Source organism: Protofrankia sp. Cas4, assembly GCF_963555915.1.
GTDB lineage: Bacteria > Actinomycetota > Actinomycetes > Frankiales > Frankiaceae > Protofrankia.
On record NZ_CAUVXL010000246.1, the window covers coordinates 1 to 16,845 of the forward strand.

At 68.5% G+C, this 16,845-nt stretch carries 18 protein-coding genes and 1 pseudogene; 3 read left to right on the top strand and 16 right to left on the bottom strand.

Translation table 11 applies throughout. The annotated features are described in order from the left end of the window. Positions 1 to 219, bottom strand: a pseudogene (locus U9979_RS22150) (serine/threonine protein kinase); the annotation flags it as partial. Between the two features lie 349 nt (positions 220 to 568). Between U9979_RS22150 and U9979_RS22155 the strand changes: the two are divergent. Further along, positions 569 to 1,621, top strand: coding sequence for an NAD(P)/FAD-dependent oxidoreductase (locus tag U9979_RS22155; protein WP_416210232.1), 1,053 nt, complete (start codon positions 569 to 571; stop codon positions 1,619 to 1,621). Between the two features lie 48 nt (positions 1,622 to 1,669). Next, a complete protein-coding gene (locus tag U9979_RS22160; protein WP_322780835.1) occupies positions 1,670 to 2,212 on the top strand; it encodes a CbiX/SirB N-terminal domain-containing protein in 543 nt (180 codons plus the stop codon). Here U9979_RS22160 and cobA read toward each other — a convergent pair. The 7 genes from cobA to U9979_RS22195 all read right to left on the bottom strand — a co-directional run bounded on the left by cobA (position 2,190) and on the right by U9979_RS22195 (position 8,250). Next, positions 2,190 to 3,509: a uroporphyrinogen-III C-methyltransferase gene (cobA, locus tag U9979_RS22165; RefSeq protein ID WP_322780836.1), complete on the bottom strand. Its 1,320-nt coding sequence runs from the start codon at positions 3,507 to 3,509 to the stop codon at positions 2,190 to 2,192. The genes U9979_RS22160 and cobA overlap by 23 nt on opposite strands. 355 nt (positions 3,510 to 3,864) lie before the next feature. Then, positions 3,865 to 4,509, bottom strand: coding sequence for a hypothetical protein (locus tag U9979_RS22170; RefSeq protein WP_322780837.1), 645 nt, complete (start codon positions 4,507 to 4,509; stop codon positions 3,865 to 3,867). Between the two features lie 215 nt (positions 4,510 to 4,724). Continuing rightward, on the bottom strand, positions 4,725 to 5,396 hold the full coding sequence (locus U9979_RS22175; RefSeq protein WP_322753689.1) for a phosphoadenylyl-sulfate reductase: 672 nt from the start codon (positions 5,394 to 5,396) through the stop codon (positions 4,725 to 4,727). 47 nt (positions 5,397 to 5,443) lie between these two features. Then, entirely contained in the window at positions 5,444 to 5,686 is a 243-nt protein-coding gene (locus U9979_RS22180; protein ID WP_322767830.1) for a transposase, read from the bottom strand. Beyond that, positions 5,679 to 7,403, bottom strand: a complete 1,725-nt coding sequence (locus U9979_RS22185; protein ID WP_322748798.1) for a nitrite/sulfite reductase — start codon at positions 7,401 to 7,403, stop codon at positions 5,679 to 5,681. The genes U9979_RS22180 and U9979_RS22185 overlap by 8 nt, the downstream gene beginning before the upstream one ends. A 55-nt stretch (positions 7,404 to 7,458) precedes the next feature. Next, positions 7,459 to 7,566 carry a putative leader peptide gene (locus tag U9979_RS22190; protein ID WP_322748799.1) on the bottom strand — a complete coding sequence of 36 codons (108 nt, stop codon included), beginning with the start codon at positions 7,564 to 7,566 and terminating at the stop codon, positions 7,459 to 7,461. Positions 7,567 to 7,818: 252 nt separating this feature from the next. Continuing rightward, the gene (locus tag U9979_RS22195; RefSeq protein ID WP_322748800.1) at positions 7,819 to 8,250 is read right to left on the bottom strand and encodes a response regulator transcription factor; all 432 of its coding nucleotides are present in this window, start codon (positions 8,248 to 8,250) and stop codon (positions 7,819 to 7,821) included. Between the two features lie 737 nt (positions 8,251 to 8,987). Between U9979_RS22195 and U9979_RS22200 the strand changes: the two genes are divergently transcribed. After that, positions 8,988 to 9,962, top strand: coding sequence for a helix-turn-helix domain-containing protein (locus U9979_RS22200; protein WP_322780848.1), 975 nt, complete (start codon positions 8,988 to 8,990; stop codon positions 9,960 to 9,962). Between the two features lie 11 nt (positions 9,963 to 9,973). On the opposite strand, the gene U9979_RS22205 is transcribed toward U9979_RS22200, so the two are convergent. The 8 genes from U9979_RS22205 to U9979_RS22240 all read right to left on the bottom strand — a co-directional run bounded on the left by U9979_RS22205 (position 9,974) and on the right by U9979_RS22240 (position 16,832). Further along, positions 9,974 to 10,843 carry a menaquinone biosynthetic enzyme MqnA/MqnD family protein gene (locus U9979_RS22205; RefSeq protein ID WP_416220279.1) on the bottom strand — a complete coding sequence of 290 codons (870 nt, stop codon included), beginning with the start codon at positions 10,841 to 10,843 and terminating at the stop codon, positions 9,974 to 9,976. Between the two features lie 11 nt (positions 10,844 to 10,854). Then, a complete protein-coding gene (locus U9979_RS22210; RefSeq protein WP_416210231.1) occupies positions 10,855 to 11,157 on the bottom strand; it encodes a hypothetical protein in 303 nt (100 codons plus the stop codon). Positions 11,158 to 11,220: 63 nt separating this feature from the next. Then, a complete protein-coding gene (locus tag U9979_RS22215) occupies positions 11,221 to 11,583 on the bottom strand; it encodes a hypothetical protein (protein WP_322780839.1) in 363 nt (120 codons plus the stop codon). Between the two features lie 11 nt (positions 11,584 to 11,594). Next, the gene (gene mqnE, locus U9979_RS22220; RefSeq protein ID WP_322748804.1) at positions 11,595 to 12,743 is read right to left on the bottom strand and encodes an aminofutalosine synthase MqnE; all 1,149 of its coding nucleotides are present in this window, start codon (positions 12,741 to 12,743) and stop codon (positions 11,595 to 11,597) included. A gap of 341 nt (positions 12,744 to 13,084) precedes the next feature. Then, the gene (locus U9979_RS22225; RefSeq protein ID WP_322780840.1) at positions 13,085 to 13,414 is read right to left on the bottom strand and encodes a hypothetical protein; all 330 of its coding nucleotides are present in this window, start codon (positions 13,412 to 13,414) and stop codon (positions 13,085 to 13,087) included. Positions 13,415 to 13,629: 215 nt separating this feature from the next. Continuing rightward, a complete protein-coding gene (locus U9979_RS22230) occupies positions 13,630 to 14,325 on the bottom strand; it encodes a UbiX family flavin prenyltransferase (protein ID WP_322780841.1) in 696 nt (231 codons plus the stop codon). A 51-nt stretch (positions 14,326 to 14,376) separates the two neighbouring features. Continuing rightward, a complete protein-coding gene (mqnP, locus tag U9979_RS22235; RefSeq protein WP_322753698.1) occupies positions 14,377 to 15,300 on the bottom strand; it encodes a menaquinone biosynthesis prenyltransferase MqnP in 924 nt (307 codons plus the stop codon). An 80-nt stretch (positions 15,301 to 15,380) separates the two neighbouring features. After that, a complete protein-coding gene (locus U9979_RS22240) occupies positions 15,381 to 16,832 on the bottom strand; it encodes a menaquinone biosynthesis decarboxylase (protein ID WP_322748809.1) in 1,452 nt (483 codons plus the stop codon). Between the last annotated feature and the right edge of the window lie 13 nt (positions 16,833 to 16,845).

Sequence of the window (16,845 nt, forward strand, 5' to 3'; positions counted from 1 at the left end):
GGTCCAGAAGGGCGCGACCCGGCGGGCCGCGGCGACCTCGTCGGCGAAACGTGCCCGGAACTCCGGGTCGGCCGCGAGATCTTCTTTGATCACCTTGACGGCCACCGGACGGCCGGCTTCGTCCTGGCCGAGGTACACCACGCCCATGCCGCCGACGCCAAGCCGACCGACGACCCGGTACCGGCCGATCCGGGCGGGGTCGCCGCGCTGGACGGGCATGACCTCCCGCGGTCCATCGGATCCCGACTCCGGTCGCGCGCTCCCGTTCACCATGTCTTTTCTGATCGCAGTCCTCCCGACCAGCGCCATGATCGATGACGCACAGTCATGAATTGGAATACGGCCCGCTCCGACGGTAGCTGGCCGGCGGGCGCGCCACCCGTCGGTGTCCCGGCGTAACCGCGCTCCGGCCAGCCACGCCGGTCCGGTTACACGGTCAGGGCGCCTCAATCGCCGATACGGCAGGATGGGGCGGAAGCCCCCTTCCATGGTGCCGACCGGCCCTTGCGTATGCGATCCGGCGGGGCCGCATATCCCCGAAAGCCCCCAGGAGTTACGCGTGGACGCAGTGACCCCCGCAGGCCCCGACAGCGCCGGCCATGACAGCTCGACGCCAGCAGACCTCGACACCGACATATTGATCATCGGGGCCGGGCCGGCCGGGCTCTTCGGCGCCTACTACGCGGGGTTCCGCGGCATGTCCGTAGCATTGATGGACTCGCTGCCCGAGGCCGGCGGTCAGGTCACCGCGATGTATCCGGAAAAGATGATCTATGATGTGGCCGGCTTCCCGGCCGTGCGCGGCCGCGATCTGATCGCCGCGCTCGTTGCTCAGGCCGGGGCGTTCTCCCCCACCTACCTGCTCGGCCAGCAGGCCGCTGAACTTACCCACGAGACCGACGCCGTCGTGGTCACCAGCGCGCAGGGAACGCGGGTCCGGGCGAAGGCCGTCGTCATCACCGGCGGGCTCGGGACGTTCACCCCTCGACCGCTACCCATCGGCGGCGATCACCTGGGCCGCGGCCTGGTGTACTTCGTCCCGAAACTCGACGTCTACACCGACACCGACGTCGTCATCGTCGGCGGCGGTGACAGCGCCTTCGACTGGGCGCTCGCCCTCGAACCGCTGGCCCGCTCGGTGACACTGGTCCACCGCCGGGACAAATTTCGCGCCCATGCACACACCGTCGGGAAGGTGCAGGCCTCCCGGGTCGAGGTGCTGACATTCACCGAGGTCAGCGCCATCCACGGCGACGAGCGGGTCGAGAAGGTGGAACTCGCGCACAGCAAGTCCGGTGAGCGCCAGGTCCGCCCGGCTCAGGCGATCGTCGCCGCACTCGGCTTCACCGCGGACCTGGGGCCCCTGACCCGCTGGAACCTGACGATCGACAAGCGCCACATCGTGGTGGACCCGACCATGGCGACCGGGCTCGAACGGGTCTTCGCCGCCGGTGACATCACCGAGTACCCCGGCAAGGTCCGCCTGATCGCTACCGGCTTCGGCGAGGTCGCCACCGCCGTGAACAACGCCGCTCCGATCATTGACCCGTCCGCCAAGGTCTTCCCCGGGCACAGCTCCGACGACGGTGCCGGCGTGGGTGACCAGACCGTGCCAGCCTGACCGGCCTGACCGAGCTCGCCGGGCGCGTCGTGGCGCAGACTGGTGGACATGCGGGGTCTGTTGGTAATCGGGCATGGCTCGCGGCGGGATGATGCGAACGCGACCGTCCGCGCGGTCGCCCGACTGCTCGCCCAGCCCGACCGCGCCGAACCCGACCACGCCGAAACCATCGGTGCCGGAAGCAACGGTGCCGAAACCATCGGTGCCGGAGACAACGGGCAGGCCCGCTGGGGTGCGGTGGAGCCAGCGTTTCTGGAGCTGGCCCAGCCCGACATCGTCGCCGGCTACGGGATCCTGACCGCGGCGGGCTGCACCGAGATCGTCGTCCACCCCTTCTTCCTGTTCGAGGGCAACCACACCACGCACGACATCCCAGCCGCCCTCGCCAGGGCGCAGGAGCAGTTCCCTGACACCCGTTGGTGCCTGACCGCACCGCTCGGCCTGCACCCGGGGGTGCTGGCCGCGGTCGCCGGCCGCATCGAGGACGCGCTGACCGGCGACCATCCGGGAAACGATCAACTGGCTGGCAACTCTGTCAGCGCTGTCAGCGCCGGCGCCGGCGCCGCGCTCAGCGCGATCGGGCCTCGGTAACAGCCGTGACGACAGCGGCGGCAAGCGGGTAGATACCAGGCTCGGTTGCCACGGCGTCGACTCGCAGGCCGGCCCGCTGACATGCAGTTACCGTTCTTACGCCCATAGCCACGACCAGAATCCCGGGCGGCAGCGGACCGTAGAGCGCCGCCGTCGCCCGAGCCGCGGTCGACGACGCGAACGCGACCGCGTGCAGGTCACCGTGGTACAGCTCCTCGGCGATGCGCGGGTCGGGCTCGGCCTCGACGTCGGCCTCGACGTCGGCCACCGGACCGGGACGCGACACCACGGTCTCCACCGCGTCCGCGCCGAGAGCGCGCAGTCGCGCAGCGAGCAGCCCCGGACGCGATCTGGTCCGCGGAACGAGCACGCGGACACCCGCCAACGGATACCCGGCACCGCTCGGCCCGGCACCGCTCGGCCCGGCGCCACTCGGCGGACATTCGTCCCCACCGGGAGGCGGAGTGATCCGCGCCGGGGCGTCGCAGCGGGCCGCGACCGCACCGATCACCACCACCGCGGGCGAACGGACACCCAGGGCGATGGCATCGACCGCGATCATGTCCAGAGTGCCGCGGACGACGCGCTGGGCCGGCGTGGTAGCCCGTTCGATCACCGCGACGGGTGTGTCCGGTAACCGTCCTCCGTCGATAAGCGCGGCCGCGATGTCAGCGAGCCGCGCGACGCCCATCAGCACGACAACGGTCATCCGGGATGCCCCGAGCGCCGCCCAGTCCACGCCTGAGTCCGGATGCCCGGGCGGCAGATGGCCGGAGACGACCGCGACATCCTGGGCGACACCACGGTGGGTGACCGGGATCCCGGCATAGGCAGGACCTGCGAACGCCGAGGTCACCCCGGGGACGACGGTGCATGCCACCCCGGCGAGCCGGCAGGCTTCGGCCTCCTCGCCGCCACGTCCGAGTACGAACGGGTCCCCGCCCTTGAGTCGGACGACCAGGTGACCGGCAAGCGCGCGATCGACCAGCAGCGCGTTGAGGTCCTCCTGGGTCCGGGTCAGCGCGCCGGCGCTCTTACCACTGTAAATGATCTCTGCATCGGGCCGGACGAACGCAAGAACCTCAGCGGACACCAGGCGGTCGGTGACGACGACGTCGGCGCTGCCAAGCAGTTCCCGGCCGCGGATGGTCAGCAACCCCGGATCCCCCGGCCCGGCCCCGACCAGCCAGACCTCCCCCGGGACCCGCGCCAGCCCGTCCCGCCCCGGCCCACTCGCGGCCCGCTCTCCCCCAGCCCCGTCCCCCTCGCCATCGTTGGGTGCCCGGCCGTCGCTCATCCTTACGACGCTACCGCCCTGGAATCTCTGTTGACGCCTACGGTCACACAGTCGATCATCAGCTACAGCCCGCCTCCTGAGGGGGGATGGGAAGTGAGGCCGGGACTCCCGCCGGACGACGGGACCCGGCCTTCGCGCCGTCCGAGTGCCATACCAGGAGTCACCGCAACGTCCTCGGCCGGACTGGCGCTGGCCACGAGATCCGTGGTCCAGCTGACGAGACAACTTGACTACCCTGACGAGACGACGCATGCTTGTATCAAGCCCGCCTCCTGCTGGGGGGATGGGAAGTGATGGCCGGGACCCCGCCGGACGACGGGACCCGGCCTTCGCGCTGTTTTGGGATGGCTGTTCGTCATCGCACGGGAATCTCAATCGTCATCACAAGATGCTTGATACCGGTGACGAACTCGTGCTGGCCGTCGCGGGCGGCCGATACCGCCCCGGCGACCGCATCAGCAATCCACAGCATTGGTTCGGCCAGCGGCGAAGCATGGCCTACATATAGGCCGGTCGGCATTATCCGGCTACCGCGAAGCGCCTCGACCATCGCGAGATCCTTGCCGTTCAGAGATGATGTTCGTGACTCGAGCAGCACACGCGCCACCGACATCTCACCGAGTTCGTACATGAGCCGCTCCATGCACATGCGCCGGGCCCGCTCCTGCTTCTTGCGATCGACCGGCGCGCCCACGACGACGACCGCCGCCAGATCAGCGCCCGCCACCAACGAGACGACCTTCCGTCTGCGCGGCGCATCCTCGTCCCGCCAGTGCAACCGTTGCTGGCGCCGTCCCAACAGAGACCTGAGACTGTCACGCATGGGCGGGCACGACGACACCTCGGCGACAGCCGCAGCCAAGATGTACAGGCCGGGCTCGCCGGCCCGCAAACGCAGCGACTCGTCCACCCAGGCATGCAGGGTGCCAGCCGCCGGGCCATGCGAGTCGTGCGGGCCATGCGGGTCGTGCGGGCCATCAGTCGGGGATCGTAGGGTCATGGTCGGATCCGTTCGCGGTGTCCTGTACGCGCGTCATCACGTGGTCGACCAGACACACTGGACAACCACACGCGAGATCATCGCACCGCGATCCGACATGTCGTCATACCGGCCCGACAAACCGTGACGGAATGTGGTCCGCAGCGAACGAACAGATCGCTAACCGCCCGAACGCCGCCAGTGCCCCTGCACCGCAACAGCCGGGATCACCGAGGTCAGTGGATGCCGCACTCGGTCTTGGTGGTACCGGCCCAGCGACCCGCACGACCCTCACCGCGCTTGGTGCACGGCCAGCAGCCGACGGAGTCATAGCCGTCCGACAGCAGTGGGTTGACGATGACGTCATGCTCCTGGATGTAGCGGTCGACGTCCTCGTCCGTCCACGCCGCCAGCGGGTGGATCTTCACCTTGCCGCGGCGCTCGTCCCACCCCACGGCCGGCAGGCTCGCGCGCCCGGTGCTCTCGGCCCGCCGCGAGCCCGCCGCCCAGGCCCGGTAGGGCGCCAGCGCGCGGTCCAGCGGTACGACCTTGCGCATCCGGCAACACAGGTCCGGATCGCGCTCGAACAGCTTCGGCCCGTACACGGCGTTCTGGCCGGCCACGGTGAGCTGTGCGCCGGCACTGATCAGTGGAAGATCATAACGGTGCATGACCGCGTCCCGGGTACCGATCGTCTCGGCGAAATGGTAGCCGGTGTCGATGAACACCACCGGGACGTCCGAGCGGATCCGGGCCAGCATGTCGACGAGCACCGCTTCCGCCATGGACGCGGCGACGACCAACTTCGTTCCGAACTCCTCCACCGCCCAGCCCAGGATCTCCTGCGCGGGCGCGCCTTCCAGCTCGTCACCGGCGCGTAGGGCACGGGCTTTCAACGCGGCATCCATCAGTCGTTCTCCTCCGTCGCTGCTCCATCGCTGCCAGAACCGCCGTATCAGTGCTCGAATTCCGCTGGACCATCCGACCTGGGCAATTCGTCCGACCCGGGCGACCCGGCCGACCCGGGCACCACCGCGAGGGCGGTCATGTTGAGCCGGAAGGCCCGCCGACAGCTCCTGCACGACCACTGACCATGACCGGAGCCGCCGGATGCCTCCTGCTCCGGTGGAAGGTAGGGAACGAGATCCTCCTCGCCGCAGTACGGGCAGTAGAAGGGGACGGAATGCCCGCTACTCATCAGCGGCTCCGGATGCGCCGGTCCGATCCGCCGGAGCGGTCAGGACGGACTCGTCCACCCGTTCGACCCAGTCCGCGAAGGACTCACCCTGGTCACGGCCGTCCACATAGGCGCGCAGGAGCCCGTCGACATAGTCGACGACTCCGGCGGATGTGACCTTCAAGCCACGGGACTTGCGGCCCAGCCGCGACCGCGTGCCGATATGACCACCGAGGTGGAGCTGGAAGCCTTCGACCATCTCCCCGGAGGAGTCCGGGACCAGGGAACCCTTCAGCCCGATGTCGGCCACCTGGAAACGCGCGCACGCGTTCGGGCACCCGTTCACGTGGATGCCGATCGGCTCGTCGAAGTCGGGCAGCCGCCGCTCCAGCTCGTCGATCAGCGATCCGGCCTTCGCCTTGGTCTCGACGATGGCGAGCTTGCAGAACTCGATGCCGGTGCAGGCCATGGTGCCGCGCCGGAAGACGCTCGGCCGGACGACCAGGTCGAGCGCGGCGAGTTCCGCCTCCAGCTCGTCGACCCCGGCCGGGTCGACGTCGAGGATGACCAGCTTCTGGGTGGTCGTCGCGCGGATGCGGCCCGTGGCGAAACGATCGGAGAGATCCGCGACTGCGGCGAGCGTCGTACCGCTCAGCCGCCCGGCCCGGGGGGCGAACCCGACCGCCATGCGGCCGTCTGTCTGCGGGTGGATGCCGATGTGGTCGCGTCCCTCGTTACGTGGCGGCGGCGGTGGCGGGCCGTCGGGCAACGGTGCCGTCAGGTACTCCTTCTCCAGCGTGGTGCGGACCCATTCGGGCCCCATGTCCGCGACCAGGAACTTCAGCCGCGCCCGGGTGCGCATCCGCCGGTAGCCGTAGTCCCGGAACAGGCACGCCACGGCGTGCCAGACCTCGGCGATGCGGTCAGGGGTCACGAAGGTGCCGAGCCTGACCCCGAGCTTGGGGTTGGTCGACAGACCGCCACCGACCCACAGGTCATAGCCGGCGCCGAGCTCCGGGTGGACGACCCCGACGAACGCGATGTCGTTGATCTCATGCAGGGTGCACTGGTCGGCGCACCCGGAAACGGCACTTTTGAACTTGCGCGGCAGGTTACTCAGGGATGTGTCACCCACGTAACGCCGGACGATCTCCTCGATCGCCGGAGTCGCGTCGATGACCTCGTCGCCGTCGACACCGGCCAGTGGGCATCCCAGGATGACCCGTGGGGTGTCGCCACACGCCTCGGCCGTTGTCATCCCCGCGCCTTCGAGCGCCGTCCAGATCGCGGGAACATCCTCGATACGGATCCAGTGCAGCTGAATATTCTGACGGTCGGTGACGTCCGCGACGTCCCGGCCGTACCGGGTGGAGATTCCCGCGATCACGCGCAGTTGATCGCTGGTCATCCGGCCGCCGTCGAGGCGGATCCGCTGCATGAAGAAGGGCGCGTCGAGCTCCTCGGGCTCGAGGACGGCCGTCTTGCCGCCGTCGATTCCCTCCTTACGCTGGGTGTACAGCCCCCACCAGCGGAAGCGGCCCCGCAGGTCCTGCGGGTCGATCCCGGCGAACCCGGTGTACGGGTAGCGGTTGAGAATCCGGTCCCGGACAGCGAGACCGTCCTGGTCCTTCTTCATCCGCTCATTGGCATTGAGCGGCTCGAGGTGGCCACGTGCCCACTGGCCCTGTCCCTTCGGACGGGGCGGGCGGGCCGAACTGGAGCGTGCAGGGGTTGTCATCGAGTCTCTCGCAGCCGGGTGCGGGGTGCGCCGAGAGCACTGGCGCGCGGGCAGGTCAGCGGTGACGCGGACAGACCGCGCTCGCGACCCTGAGCAGGTCGACGTGCAGGCGCGCGACCAGACCGACATCCACCAACGGGACGTCGGCCAGAACAGAAGCCACCGGACGAACATCCGGGCCGAAGCAGGTCATGTCCGAACCAGTCAGACGGAGCCTCGGGCGCATGGTCACAGCCCTATGTTTCCACATCGGGCGCCCACAAGGCAGCGGTCATGCTCTGAATCAACACAAAACTACCGAGTGTCTACAAGCAGCGATCGCCATGCGCCTGAACCACATGATTTCGGACGGTCGGCCTCCCGCCATTCACAGGTCCCGACACCCACAGATCCCGACACTCACAGATCCCGACGTTCAGCGCCGGGTGGAGCCGCCTGCGGCAACCCGGGCCGGGGCACGGCCGCACACGTCTCGAAGGCGGTCGACCAGGCTGTCGGTGGCGAGGCCCTTCTCGATCAGCGCATGCGCGCCCAGCGCCGACGCCCGCTCGCCGAGAGCCTGTTCGGAAAAGCCGGTGAAGATGACGACGCGGGCGCCCGGCGCGGCGCGACGTACCCCGGGCAGCGCCGCGAGGCCGTCCAGCACGGGCATCGAAACATCAAGCAGTACGAGGTCAGGGTCTGTCCGCGAAACGACGTCAACCGCTTCGACCCCGTTCCTTGCCTGGCCGACGACCACGAAGTCAGGTTCCATCTCCAGCAGAAGGCACACGAGGTCGCGCACACCATCCGCATCGTCGGCCACGACGACGCGAACCGCAGCCTGCGGCTCCGACTCCCCGTCCATATCAGACGTTGTACGCCACGCCGACACCCCCGCCCATCGTCATTAGGGGTGGTTTCCAGAGCTAGCCCCCCGCGTTCGCTAAGGACCGACGCCGGTGGCGGGCGATCCGCGAACCCGCGATGCTCGCGTAATCCCCGGCAACTCCTAGGATGAAGCAATGTGGAATGATTGTTTGTAGATTGTCTTTGATGCGTCAAAAGTAACAACGACAACAACTGTCGGCAACTTCCGGCACACTCATGGCCTCCGATCGACCAAATAGTGTCGATCATGGCCCCTGTCGCACACCTGGGTACACCGAGAAAAACCGATCAGCTAAGAGCGCCCGGCAACAGGAGTGTGGATCAAGGAGCGGGGCCGGGGCGCGTGCATCGCCAGGCGAAGGAGCGAGCCACCCTGGCTGGTGTCGACGAGCCCCTTGACGCCCTGCGCTCGACTCGGCGGCTGCCGACAACCGCGACCCGAGCCGGCACGGCGACATAGGCACGCAAATCACCGAGAGTAATAAAAAATAATCTTTAGGTGAGAGACCTTCGAACTCTGGCCAAAATAGGTGCACCGTGACGTAAGATGGTCACAAAAGGTGACACGATTTGTTCGGATCCGTCCATGGAAGCAACGTCCGGTAAGTAAGCCAGGTCCCGCATGTAAGCCACGTCCAGTTTGGCACCGTGACACCGATCGGGTCGGTCGGCAAACTCCTGCTGCCCGGCGTTCTCGAAAGGAAGCAGACGCAGATGCGGCAACGGAGCCGAGTCCGTGACGGCACGGCCACCGCGGAGGATCTTCTACCACGGGAGATCCGTCGCAGACGTGAGGAACGAGGGCTCTCCCGGGACGATCTCGCGAAGATCGCTGGTTACAGTCGACAGTACATCAGCCAGCTGGAACAGCCCAGCCGCGGTATACCCACACGACCGGTCCTCGCGGCCGTCGACGCGGCCCTGGCGGCGGACGGCGCTCTCGTGGCACTTCGGCTGGCCGCGATCGAAGCCCGCTCCGAACGAATGCAGCACGCTCCCAACCCGGAGGTCGAATCCCGCCGCAGGATCCGCGACCTGCTCGACCATCAGACCTCCGACCGAAAGCTGGACGTCCTCGACCAGCAGGTAGCGGAACTGATCAGATCCGCTGACCAGCTCACTCCCGCCGATATCACCGTCCGCGTGCAGGAGCAGCAGCGCTCTGCCGACATTCTCCTTCGAACCCGAATGCTTCCCCATCAGCAGTTCCGCCTTTTCATGATTGCGGGCCATCTCGCGGGTCTGCAGGCGATTGCCCTGCTGGACAACTATGAGTTCGAGGAGGCCAGCACCTGTTGCCTGGAGGCGGCCGTCTTCACTGAGCTAAGCGGCCATGAGGGACTGCGCACCTGGACCCTCGCGGTGAACAAGCTGATTGACACGGCTGTCCACTGCGCGGACACCGCCCCCGCCTTCCCTGCGCCGGACGAGTGCGCGGGCGAGGCCACCACGCCACGCCTTCGGATTGCCACCGGCACCGGCACCGACGGTGGCGGTGGGGTTCGCGCGATCGACCCGTCAGCATCGAAGTCGGACTCAGAAGATCCACTGATCGCGCCGGGTGGCTCGTCGACGCCTCCGATACTCGTTGCCATGGTCAGACGCCGGGTCGCCCGGTTCGCACCGGCAACCACACCGAGGACACGTCCGCCCGCGGATCTCTCGCACAGATTTCGCCCGCCCGTGTAAGAGCGACGGCCCTACACGTCGGCGAAGACGATGCGGGCCCGCGGCGGGACGACCCCGCGCGCCGCGGCCCGTCCCGCGAACGCCATCAGACCCTCAAGCTGGCGATCTCCCAGGGAGAAGTCCAGGGTCGTGAAATAACGCGTCAGGGTGGCGGCGTCGAACGCCTCCCAGCGCGCCGCATGCCTGGCCACCGTGTCGAGCTGACGTAGCGCGAGGTCGAGGCTGCCGCGGAAGGCATCGTGAACCTCCTTGACCACACCCGGGTAGGCCTGGGCGAAGTCACGCCGCGCCGCCCAGACCGCGAACACCATCGGCAGCCCTGACCAGTTCCGCCACGCCGCCCCAAGATCGACCACATGGAGCGGATGGGCGCTCCCGGCCCGTTCGGCGTCGTGGACGGCGCGCAGCGCCACATCGCCGATCAAGACGGCGGCGTCGGCCTCGCGCAGCATGAGCGGCAGGTCCGGCGGCATCCTGGCGTAGGTCGGGGCCAACCCCAGTTCGTCCTCGAGCAGGATCTGTGCGAGCAGGACGCCGGTCCGCGACGTGGAACCCAACGCGACCGAGCGGATCCGCTCCAGCGGGACGGCGCTGATCAGCGCGACCGACAGGACGGGGCCGTCGGAGCCGACCGCGATGTTCGGCAGCGCAATAAGATCGTCCGCGTGCCGCAGGTACTCGACGAGACTGATCGGGCCGATGTCGAGGTCGCCGCGCACGAGTGCCTCGTTGAGCCGGTCAGGAGTGTCCTTGGTCAGCTCAACGTCCATGAGCGCGCCGGAGTGCACCAGACCCCAGTAGAGCGGAAGGCAGTTGAGGAACTGGATGTGGCCGACCCGTGGCCGCACCAGCCTCGACCCACCCGCCGGCTCGCCGGTCAACGGATCACCGGTCAACGCAGCCAGCCGCGTCGTTCCTCAAGGGCGCCGAGCACCGCACGGCGCTGGCGAAGCGCCACCGGATAGCTCACGAGCCCACTGAGCACAAAGGCCGCGGCGAATGCCAGGAATCCGTTCACGCCCAGTAGTAGCACCACGGCGAGCACCGCACCAAAAATCACAGCTCGCAATGCGAAGTAGCGGGCGTTGATGGCAAGCAGGCCCGAGCCGGAGGGTGGCGCCGGTGGCGGCAGGCGCGACGGCCACCCGGGCAGCGACCGCCCCGCGCCGTCAGGTGTCCGCCTTCGAAGATCCACGGTATCCTCCCGATCCCTCGTTCCCTCGTTCCCGGACCGGACGACAGACCCCGGTCCGGCACCTCATCTCGGCCGACGGGTCCGACGCCGCACCCAGCCGAGGCGTTGCAACACAGACGGATACAGACCAAGACAGATGAACATCACCAACAGGCCGAGCAGACCGGCCGGGCCGATCGCCAGACCAGCCACCCTCGCCACGGCGTATGCGGCCACGCCCGGGACCAGAATCACCAGGAAGGCCAGCGTGAAGATCGAGCCGATACCGGCCGATCCCTTCGGTCTGGCCAGGCCCGCAGGCGCGCTCGACCGCGCCGCCTCAGTGTCCGAGGCGGCGCGGGTGTCCAAGGCGTCCGAGGCGGCCGGGGTGTCCGGGGCGGCCGAGGTGTCCGAGGAGTTCGAGGTGGCCGGCCGGTCTGCTTCCATGTCGCGGGACCCTATGCACCGATCGGCTGCGGAAGATCCCGGCGAGCAGGGTCGGGCCCGTCGAACTCGCGGATCACCCGGTAGCGGGTGTTGCGTTCCACCGGCCGGAACCCGGCGTCCCTGATCACGGCAAGCAGATCGTCGCGGGTCATCGTGGTGGGCGTCCCGAAACCGTCCGCGTCATGAGTGATCTTGTACTCGACAACCGACCCATCCAGGTCGTCCGCGCCGAAGTTCAGAGCAAGCTGGGCCGTGGTCAGGCCGTGCATCACCCAGAAGCACTTGATGTGATCGATGTTGTCGAACAGCAGCCGGGACACCGCGAACGTCTTCAGCGCCTCGGCACCGGTCGCCATCGGCTGGTTCATGAGTCGGTTGCGCGGATCACCGGCCGCGTCGTGCTGGAACCGCAACGGGATGAACACGACGAAGCCGCCGGTCTCGTCCTGCAGCTCGCGCAGTCGCAGCACGTGGTCGACCCGGTGCCGCGGCTGCTCGATGTGGCCGTAGAGCATGGTGCACGGCGTACGCAGGCCCTTGGAATGCGCGATGCGGTGGATGCGCGACCAGTCCTCCCAGTGGGTTTCGTGGCCGACGATGTGCTGGCGGACCTCCCAGTCGAAGATCTCCGCGCCACCCCCGGTCAGCGACTCCAGACCGGCATCGATCAGCTCGTCCAGGATCTCGTCCGCGGGCAGGCCGCTGATCTTCTCGAACCAGTGGATCTCGGTGGCGGTGAACGCCTTCAGCGCCACTCCCGGCAGCGCCGTGGACAGCTCACGCAGCGAACGCGGGTAGTAGCGCCACGGCAGGGTGGGATGCAGGCCGTTGACGATGTGCAGCTCGGTGATGCCGGCGGGCTCCATCTCCCTGGCCAGCCGCACCGCCTCCTCGATGCGCATCGTGTACGCCTCGGCCTCGCCGGGCTTGCGCTGGAAGGAGCAGTAGGCGCAGGACGCCGCGCACACGTTGGTGAGGTTCAGATGCCGGTTGACGTTGAAGTACGTCGCATCGCCGTTCTTGCGGACGCGGACGGAGTGCGCAAGCTCCCCCAGCCAGGCCAGCTCGTCACTGGCGTAGAGGGCCTCGCCGTCGGCGCGGCTGAGCCGCTCGCCGCCGGCGACCTTGGCTTCGATCTCACGCTTGAACCCGGCGTCCATGAAGATGAGCGTAGTCCCGCCCGCTCGCGCAGCCGGCCACTACGTGACGCCCGGCACTGTGAGCATCCACCCCGGGCGCTACCCCGCTGCGACGTTCTGTCAAGCACCACCGTGCCGCCGGCAGGAGCAGCCTCGGCGCCCTTCAGGCGCCGGGAGCGTCCGGCCACGCTCTGTGGGAACGATGTGAATCTGGTGTTGTGGTAGGAGCATCAGATTCACATCGTTAGGAGCGCACTGGCAGTAGGGGTGTGGATCAAGAAGCGGGGCTGGGGTGCGTGCACGGCGAGACGGCGGAGGGAGGCACCCTGGTTGTGGGTATCGACCGACCAGCCGGGGACGGGTCAGGAGCGGGGGTTGTCGGATGGGGCGGCGGGCTTGCCGACAGGACGCCCGGCGGCGCGCTCGGCGGCGCGGCGCTGCATCCGGCCCAACGGGTAGGTCAGCACACCTGCGATCACCAGACCGGACAACAGCGCCAGGACCGGATTCACGCCCAGGATGAGCAGGACGACCAGCACCATGACCAGTACCGCGATCCGCGCGGCAAAGTACGGCAACTGCACCCGAAGGTTCGGCGGGGTCCGGTCGGGCGCAGTCCGGTCGGGCGCAGTCCGGTCGGGCGCAGCCGGCTCGGGTGGGGAACGCCGGGCGGCGGGGACAGGGCGCGGCACCGAACCGTCGCCCGACCCGGCTGTCCGTTTCGCTCCGGCGGGCGGTCTGCCGGCGTTCGGTCTACCGGCGTTCGGTCTGCCGGCGTTCGGTCTGCCGGCGTTACGACGGGTCATGCCTGCCTCAATCCCGTGCCTCAAGCCCCAGCGTGGCATCAACTACCGCTGCCGTGGGTTCACGGTACGGCCCAGGTAGCAAGCGCCGTTGACGTGCACGGTCACGGGGACGGGCGGCGGGCGGCGCCGAGCTCGCCCGTCCAGCGGCGCAGGAGGTTGTTCGGCACGCCGGCAGCGTCCAGAACCTTGCCGGCCACGAAGTCCACGAGCGCCTGCGCGTCGGCCGCGCCCGCGTAGAAGCCGGGGCTCGCCGCCGCCACGACCGCGCCCGCCTCGTGCAGCGACAGCATGTGTAACAGCGTCGAGCGGGTGAAGGGCATCTCCCTCGGGACGACGACCAGCGTGCGTCGTTCCTTCAAGGTGACGTCGGCGGCGCGTTGCAGCAGGTCCTTGGACAGGCCCAGCGCGATGCCGGCCACCGCCGCTGTGCTCGCCGGAACGACGATCATCCCCCTCGTCAGGTAGGAACCACTGCTCGGGCCGGCCGCGAGGTCACCGGGCGACCAGTGGCGGATCCAACCCTGCGCCGCCGCCCCCGACACACCGGCGGACGCGTCAACGTCAACGTCAACGTCAACGTCAACGCCGAGCCAGCTGGCCAGCGACTGCGGCCAGGCGTTGTCCCGCCAGGCCAGGCCGGTCTCGTCGAGCAACGTTAGCCGGGCGGCCCGGGAGACGATCAGATCGATCGGCAGACCGGCGTCCAGCAGCCCGCGCAGCACCGATGCCGCGTACGGCGTGCCACTCGCGCCGCTGACGCCCACCACCCATGGTCGCCGCGGTTCGCCACCGTCCATGTCGGCCTCCAGCCACGCCCCGCCCACGCCACGCCCCACATCCCGCCCCGGTCACCAGGCCAGGCCACGCCCGGCCAGGTCGATGACGGCGAAGACGAACAGGACGATACCGACGAAACCGTTCGCGGTGAGGAAGGCCCGGTTCACCCGCGACAGGTCGTCCGCGGACACGATCGCGTGCTCGTAACAGAACGCTGCCGCGGTCACGGCCAGACCCGCCCACCACCAGGCGCCGAAGTTCTCCATCAGCCCGAACATGACAAAGAGGGCGAACGTCAGGACATGGGTGACGATCGAGGCGGTCAACGCCGCCTGAACGCCGAAACGGGCCGGCACCGAACCCACGCCGATGCTGCGGTCGATCTCGGCGTCCTGGCAGGAATAGATCAGGTCGAAGCCGCCTATCCAGGCGCCGACAGCAACCCCGAGCACGACTCCCGCCCACGACCACCGGCCGGTGATGGCTATCCAGGCACCGATGGGCGCGACCGCCTGTGCCAGCGCAAGGACGGCATGCGGGAAGTTGGTGAACCGCTTGGAATAGGAGTAGACGACCAGTGGAATCACCGCGAGCGGCGCGAGCGCCAGACAGAGCCAGGACAGTGCCGCCGCGCAGGCGCAGAAGACCGCCAACGCGACGGCCGCACCAACGGTGGCTGTGCGCACCGAAACGACGCCGGTGACCAACTCGCGACCGGCCGTGCGGGGGTTACGTCCGTCGATCGTACGGTCGATGATCCGGTTGGTGGCCATCGCGAAGGTGCGGGCCGCGACCATCGCGACGGTCACCAGCCCGAGGTCCGACCAGTGCACCGAGCGGGAGACGTCAAAGGAGGCGGTGAGCGCGGCGACGTAGGCGAACGGCAGTGCGAACACCGAATGCTCGATCACCACCACCCGCAGGAAGGCGCGAACCGGGCCGTCGGGCGCCGGGGCCGGCCCCGACATCCCCGGCGCAACTACCGCTTCACTCACCAGCGATCAACTCCATCCACCGCACCGCCCATCGGAGACCGGAGACCGGAGACCGACAGCGTCCCGGCCATGGGCACCACTCACAGTCCGTACTTTTTCCAGCGCCGGGTGACCAGATCCCTGGTTGCCTGATCCATCACGGCCTCCGCGGGCCAACCGCCCTCGCGACGGTATCCCTCGGTCGCGAGCTTGCGGGTGGCGTCCACGCCGATCTTCCCGCCGAAGAACTGCTCGTAGGACGCGTGGTCGAGGTGGTCGACCGGGCCGATCGTGGTCAGCAGGTCATGGGCGTAGTCGACGTTGCCGAATGCCCGCCAGGCCACCTCGGAGTAGTCGTGAACGTCACAGTCCGCGTCGACGACGACAACAAGCTTGGACAGTGACAGCAGCCCGGCGCCCCAGATCGCGTGCATGACCTTCTGCGCGTGCTTGGGATATCGCTTGTCGATCGAGACGATGGCGCAGTTGTGGAAGACGCCCTCGACCGGGAGGTCGTAGTCGACTATCTCCGGGATCATCATCCGGATCAGCGGGAGGAAGATCCGCTCTGTGGCCTTTCCGAGCGGCCCGTCCTCCTGCGGCGGGCGACCCACGACGATCGTCTGGAAGACCGGGTCACGCTGCATGGTCATCACGTCGACCCGAAGCGCGGGGAACGGTTCGACCGGCGTGTAGAAGCCCGTGTGGTCGCCGAACGGCCCCTCCGGACGCCGTTGCCCAGGCTCAAGCCAGCCCTCCAGCACGATCTGGGCGTTCGCGGGCACCCGCAGCGGAACGCTCAGGCAGTCGACCATCTCGACCCGCTCGCCCCGCAGGAACCCGGCGAACAGGTACTCGTCGATCTCCGCCGGTAGTGGAGCCGACGCCGCATAGGTTACCGCCGGATCGCAGCCGAACGCGATCGCGACCGGCAGCTTCTCACCACGGCGCTCCGCCACGGCATGGTGGGCGTTGGAGTCCTTGTGGATCTGCCAGTGCATGCCGACCGTCTGGGCGTCGTGCCGCTGCAGCCGGTACAGGCCCAGGTTGCGTTGGCCCGTCTCGGGATGCTTGGTGTGGGTGAGTCCGAGGTTGAGGAAGACACCGCCGTCCTCCGGCCAGGAATGCAGCCCGGGCAGCCGAAACAGGTCGACGTCCGAGCCCTTGAGCACGATGTCCTGGCAGGGGGCGGTGCGGACCGTACGCGGTGGCACCGCACGCAGGGCCGCGACCTTGCCGAACACCTCGCGCAGCCCGGCGAACCCCACCGGCATCTCCGGCTTGAGCATGGCGGCGATCCGATCGCCGATCGCGTCGAGGCTGTCGGCTCCCAACGCCGCAGCCATCCGCTCCTGCGTCCCGAAGACGTTGATCGCCAATGGCATGTCGGCGCCGGTCGGCCGATCGAACAGCAACGCGGGTCCGCCCTCCCGGACAACCCGGGTGACGATCTCGGTGACCTCCAGGACCGGGTCGACCGGGACGCGGACGTGCCGCAGGTCACCGTGGCGCTCGAGGTGAGCGAGGAACGCGCGCAGATCCGCCCAGGCCATGGCCACCATCCTT

Bases quoted from the DNA above. Each gene is read 5' to 3' on its own strand.
- U9979_RS22160 (WP_322780835.1), top strand. From the start codon at position 1,670: ATGCGGGGTCTGTTGGTAATCGGGCATGGCTCGCGGCGGGATGATGCG.
- cobA (WP_322780836.1), bottom strand. From the start codon at position 3,509: ATGAGCGACGGCCGGGCACCCAACGATGGCGAGGGGGACGGGGCTGGG.
- U9979_RS22170 (WP_322780837.1), bottom strand. From the start codon at position 4,509: ATGACCCTACGATCCCCGACTGATGGCCCGCACGACCCGCATGGCCCG.
- U9979_RS22175 (WP_322753689.1), bottom strand. From the start codon at position 5,396: ATGGATGCCGCGTTGAAAGCCCGTGCCCTACGCGCCGGTGACGAGCTG.
- U9979_RS22180 (WP_322767830.1), bottom strand. From the start codon at position 5,686: ATGAGTAGCGGGCATTCCGTCCCCTTCTACTGCCCGTACTGCGGCGAG.
- U9979_RS22185 (WP_322748798.1), bottom strand. From the start codon at position 7,403: ATGACAACCCCTGCACGCTCCAGTTCGGCCCGCCCGCCCCGTCCGAAG.
- U9979_RS22195 (WP_322748800.1), bottom strand. From the start codon at position 8,250: ATGGACGGGGAGTCGGAGCCGCAGGCTGCGGTTCGCGTCGTCGTGGCC.
- U9979_RS22200 (WP_322780848.1), top strand. From the start codon at position 8,988: ATGCGGCAACGGAGCCGAGTCCGTGACGGCACGGCCACCGCGGAGGAT.
- U9979_RS22215 (WP_322780839.1), bottom strand. From the start codon at position 11,583: ATGGAAGCAGACCGGCCGGCCACCTCGAACTCCTCGGACACCTCGGCC.
- mqnE (WP_322748804.1), bottom strand. From the start codon at position 12,743: ATGGACGCCGGGTTCAAGCGTGAGATCGAAGCCAAGGTCGCCGGCGGC.
- U9979_RS22230 (WP_322780841.1), bottom strand. From the start codon at position 14,325: ATGGACGGTGGCGAACCGCGGCGACCATGGGTGGTGGGCGTCAGCGGC.
- U9979_RS22240 (WP_322748809.1), bottom strand. From the start codon at position 16,832: ATGGCCTGGGCGGATCTGCGCGCGTTCCTCGCTCACCTCGAGCGCCAC.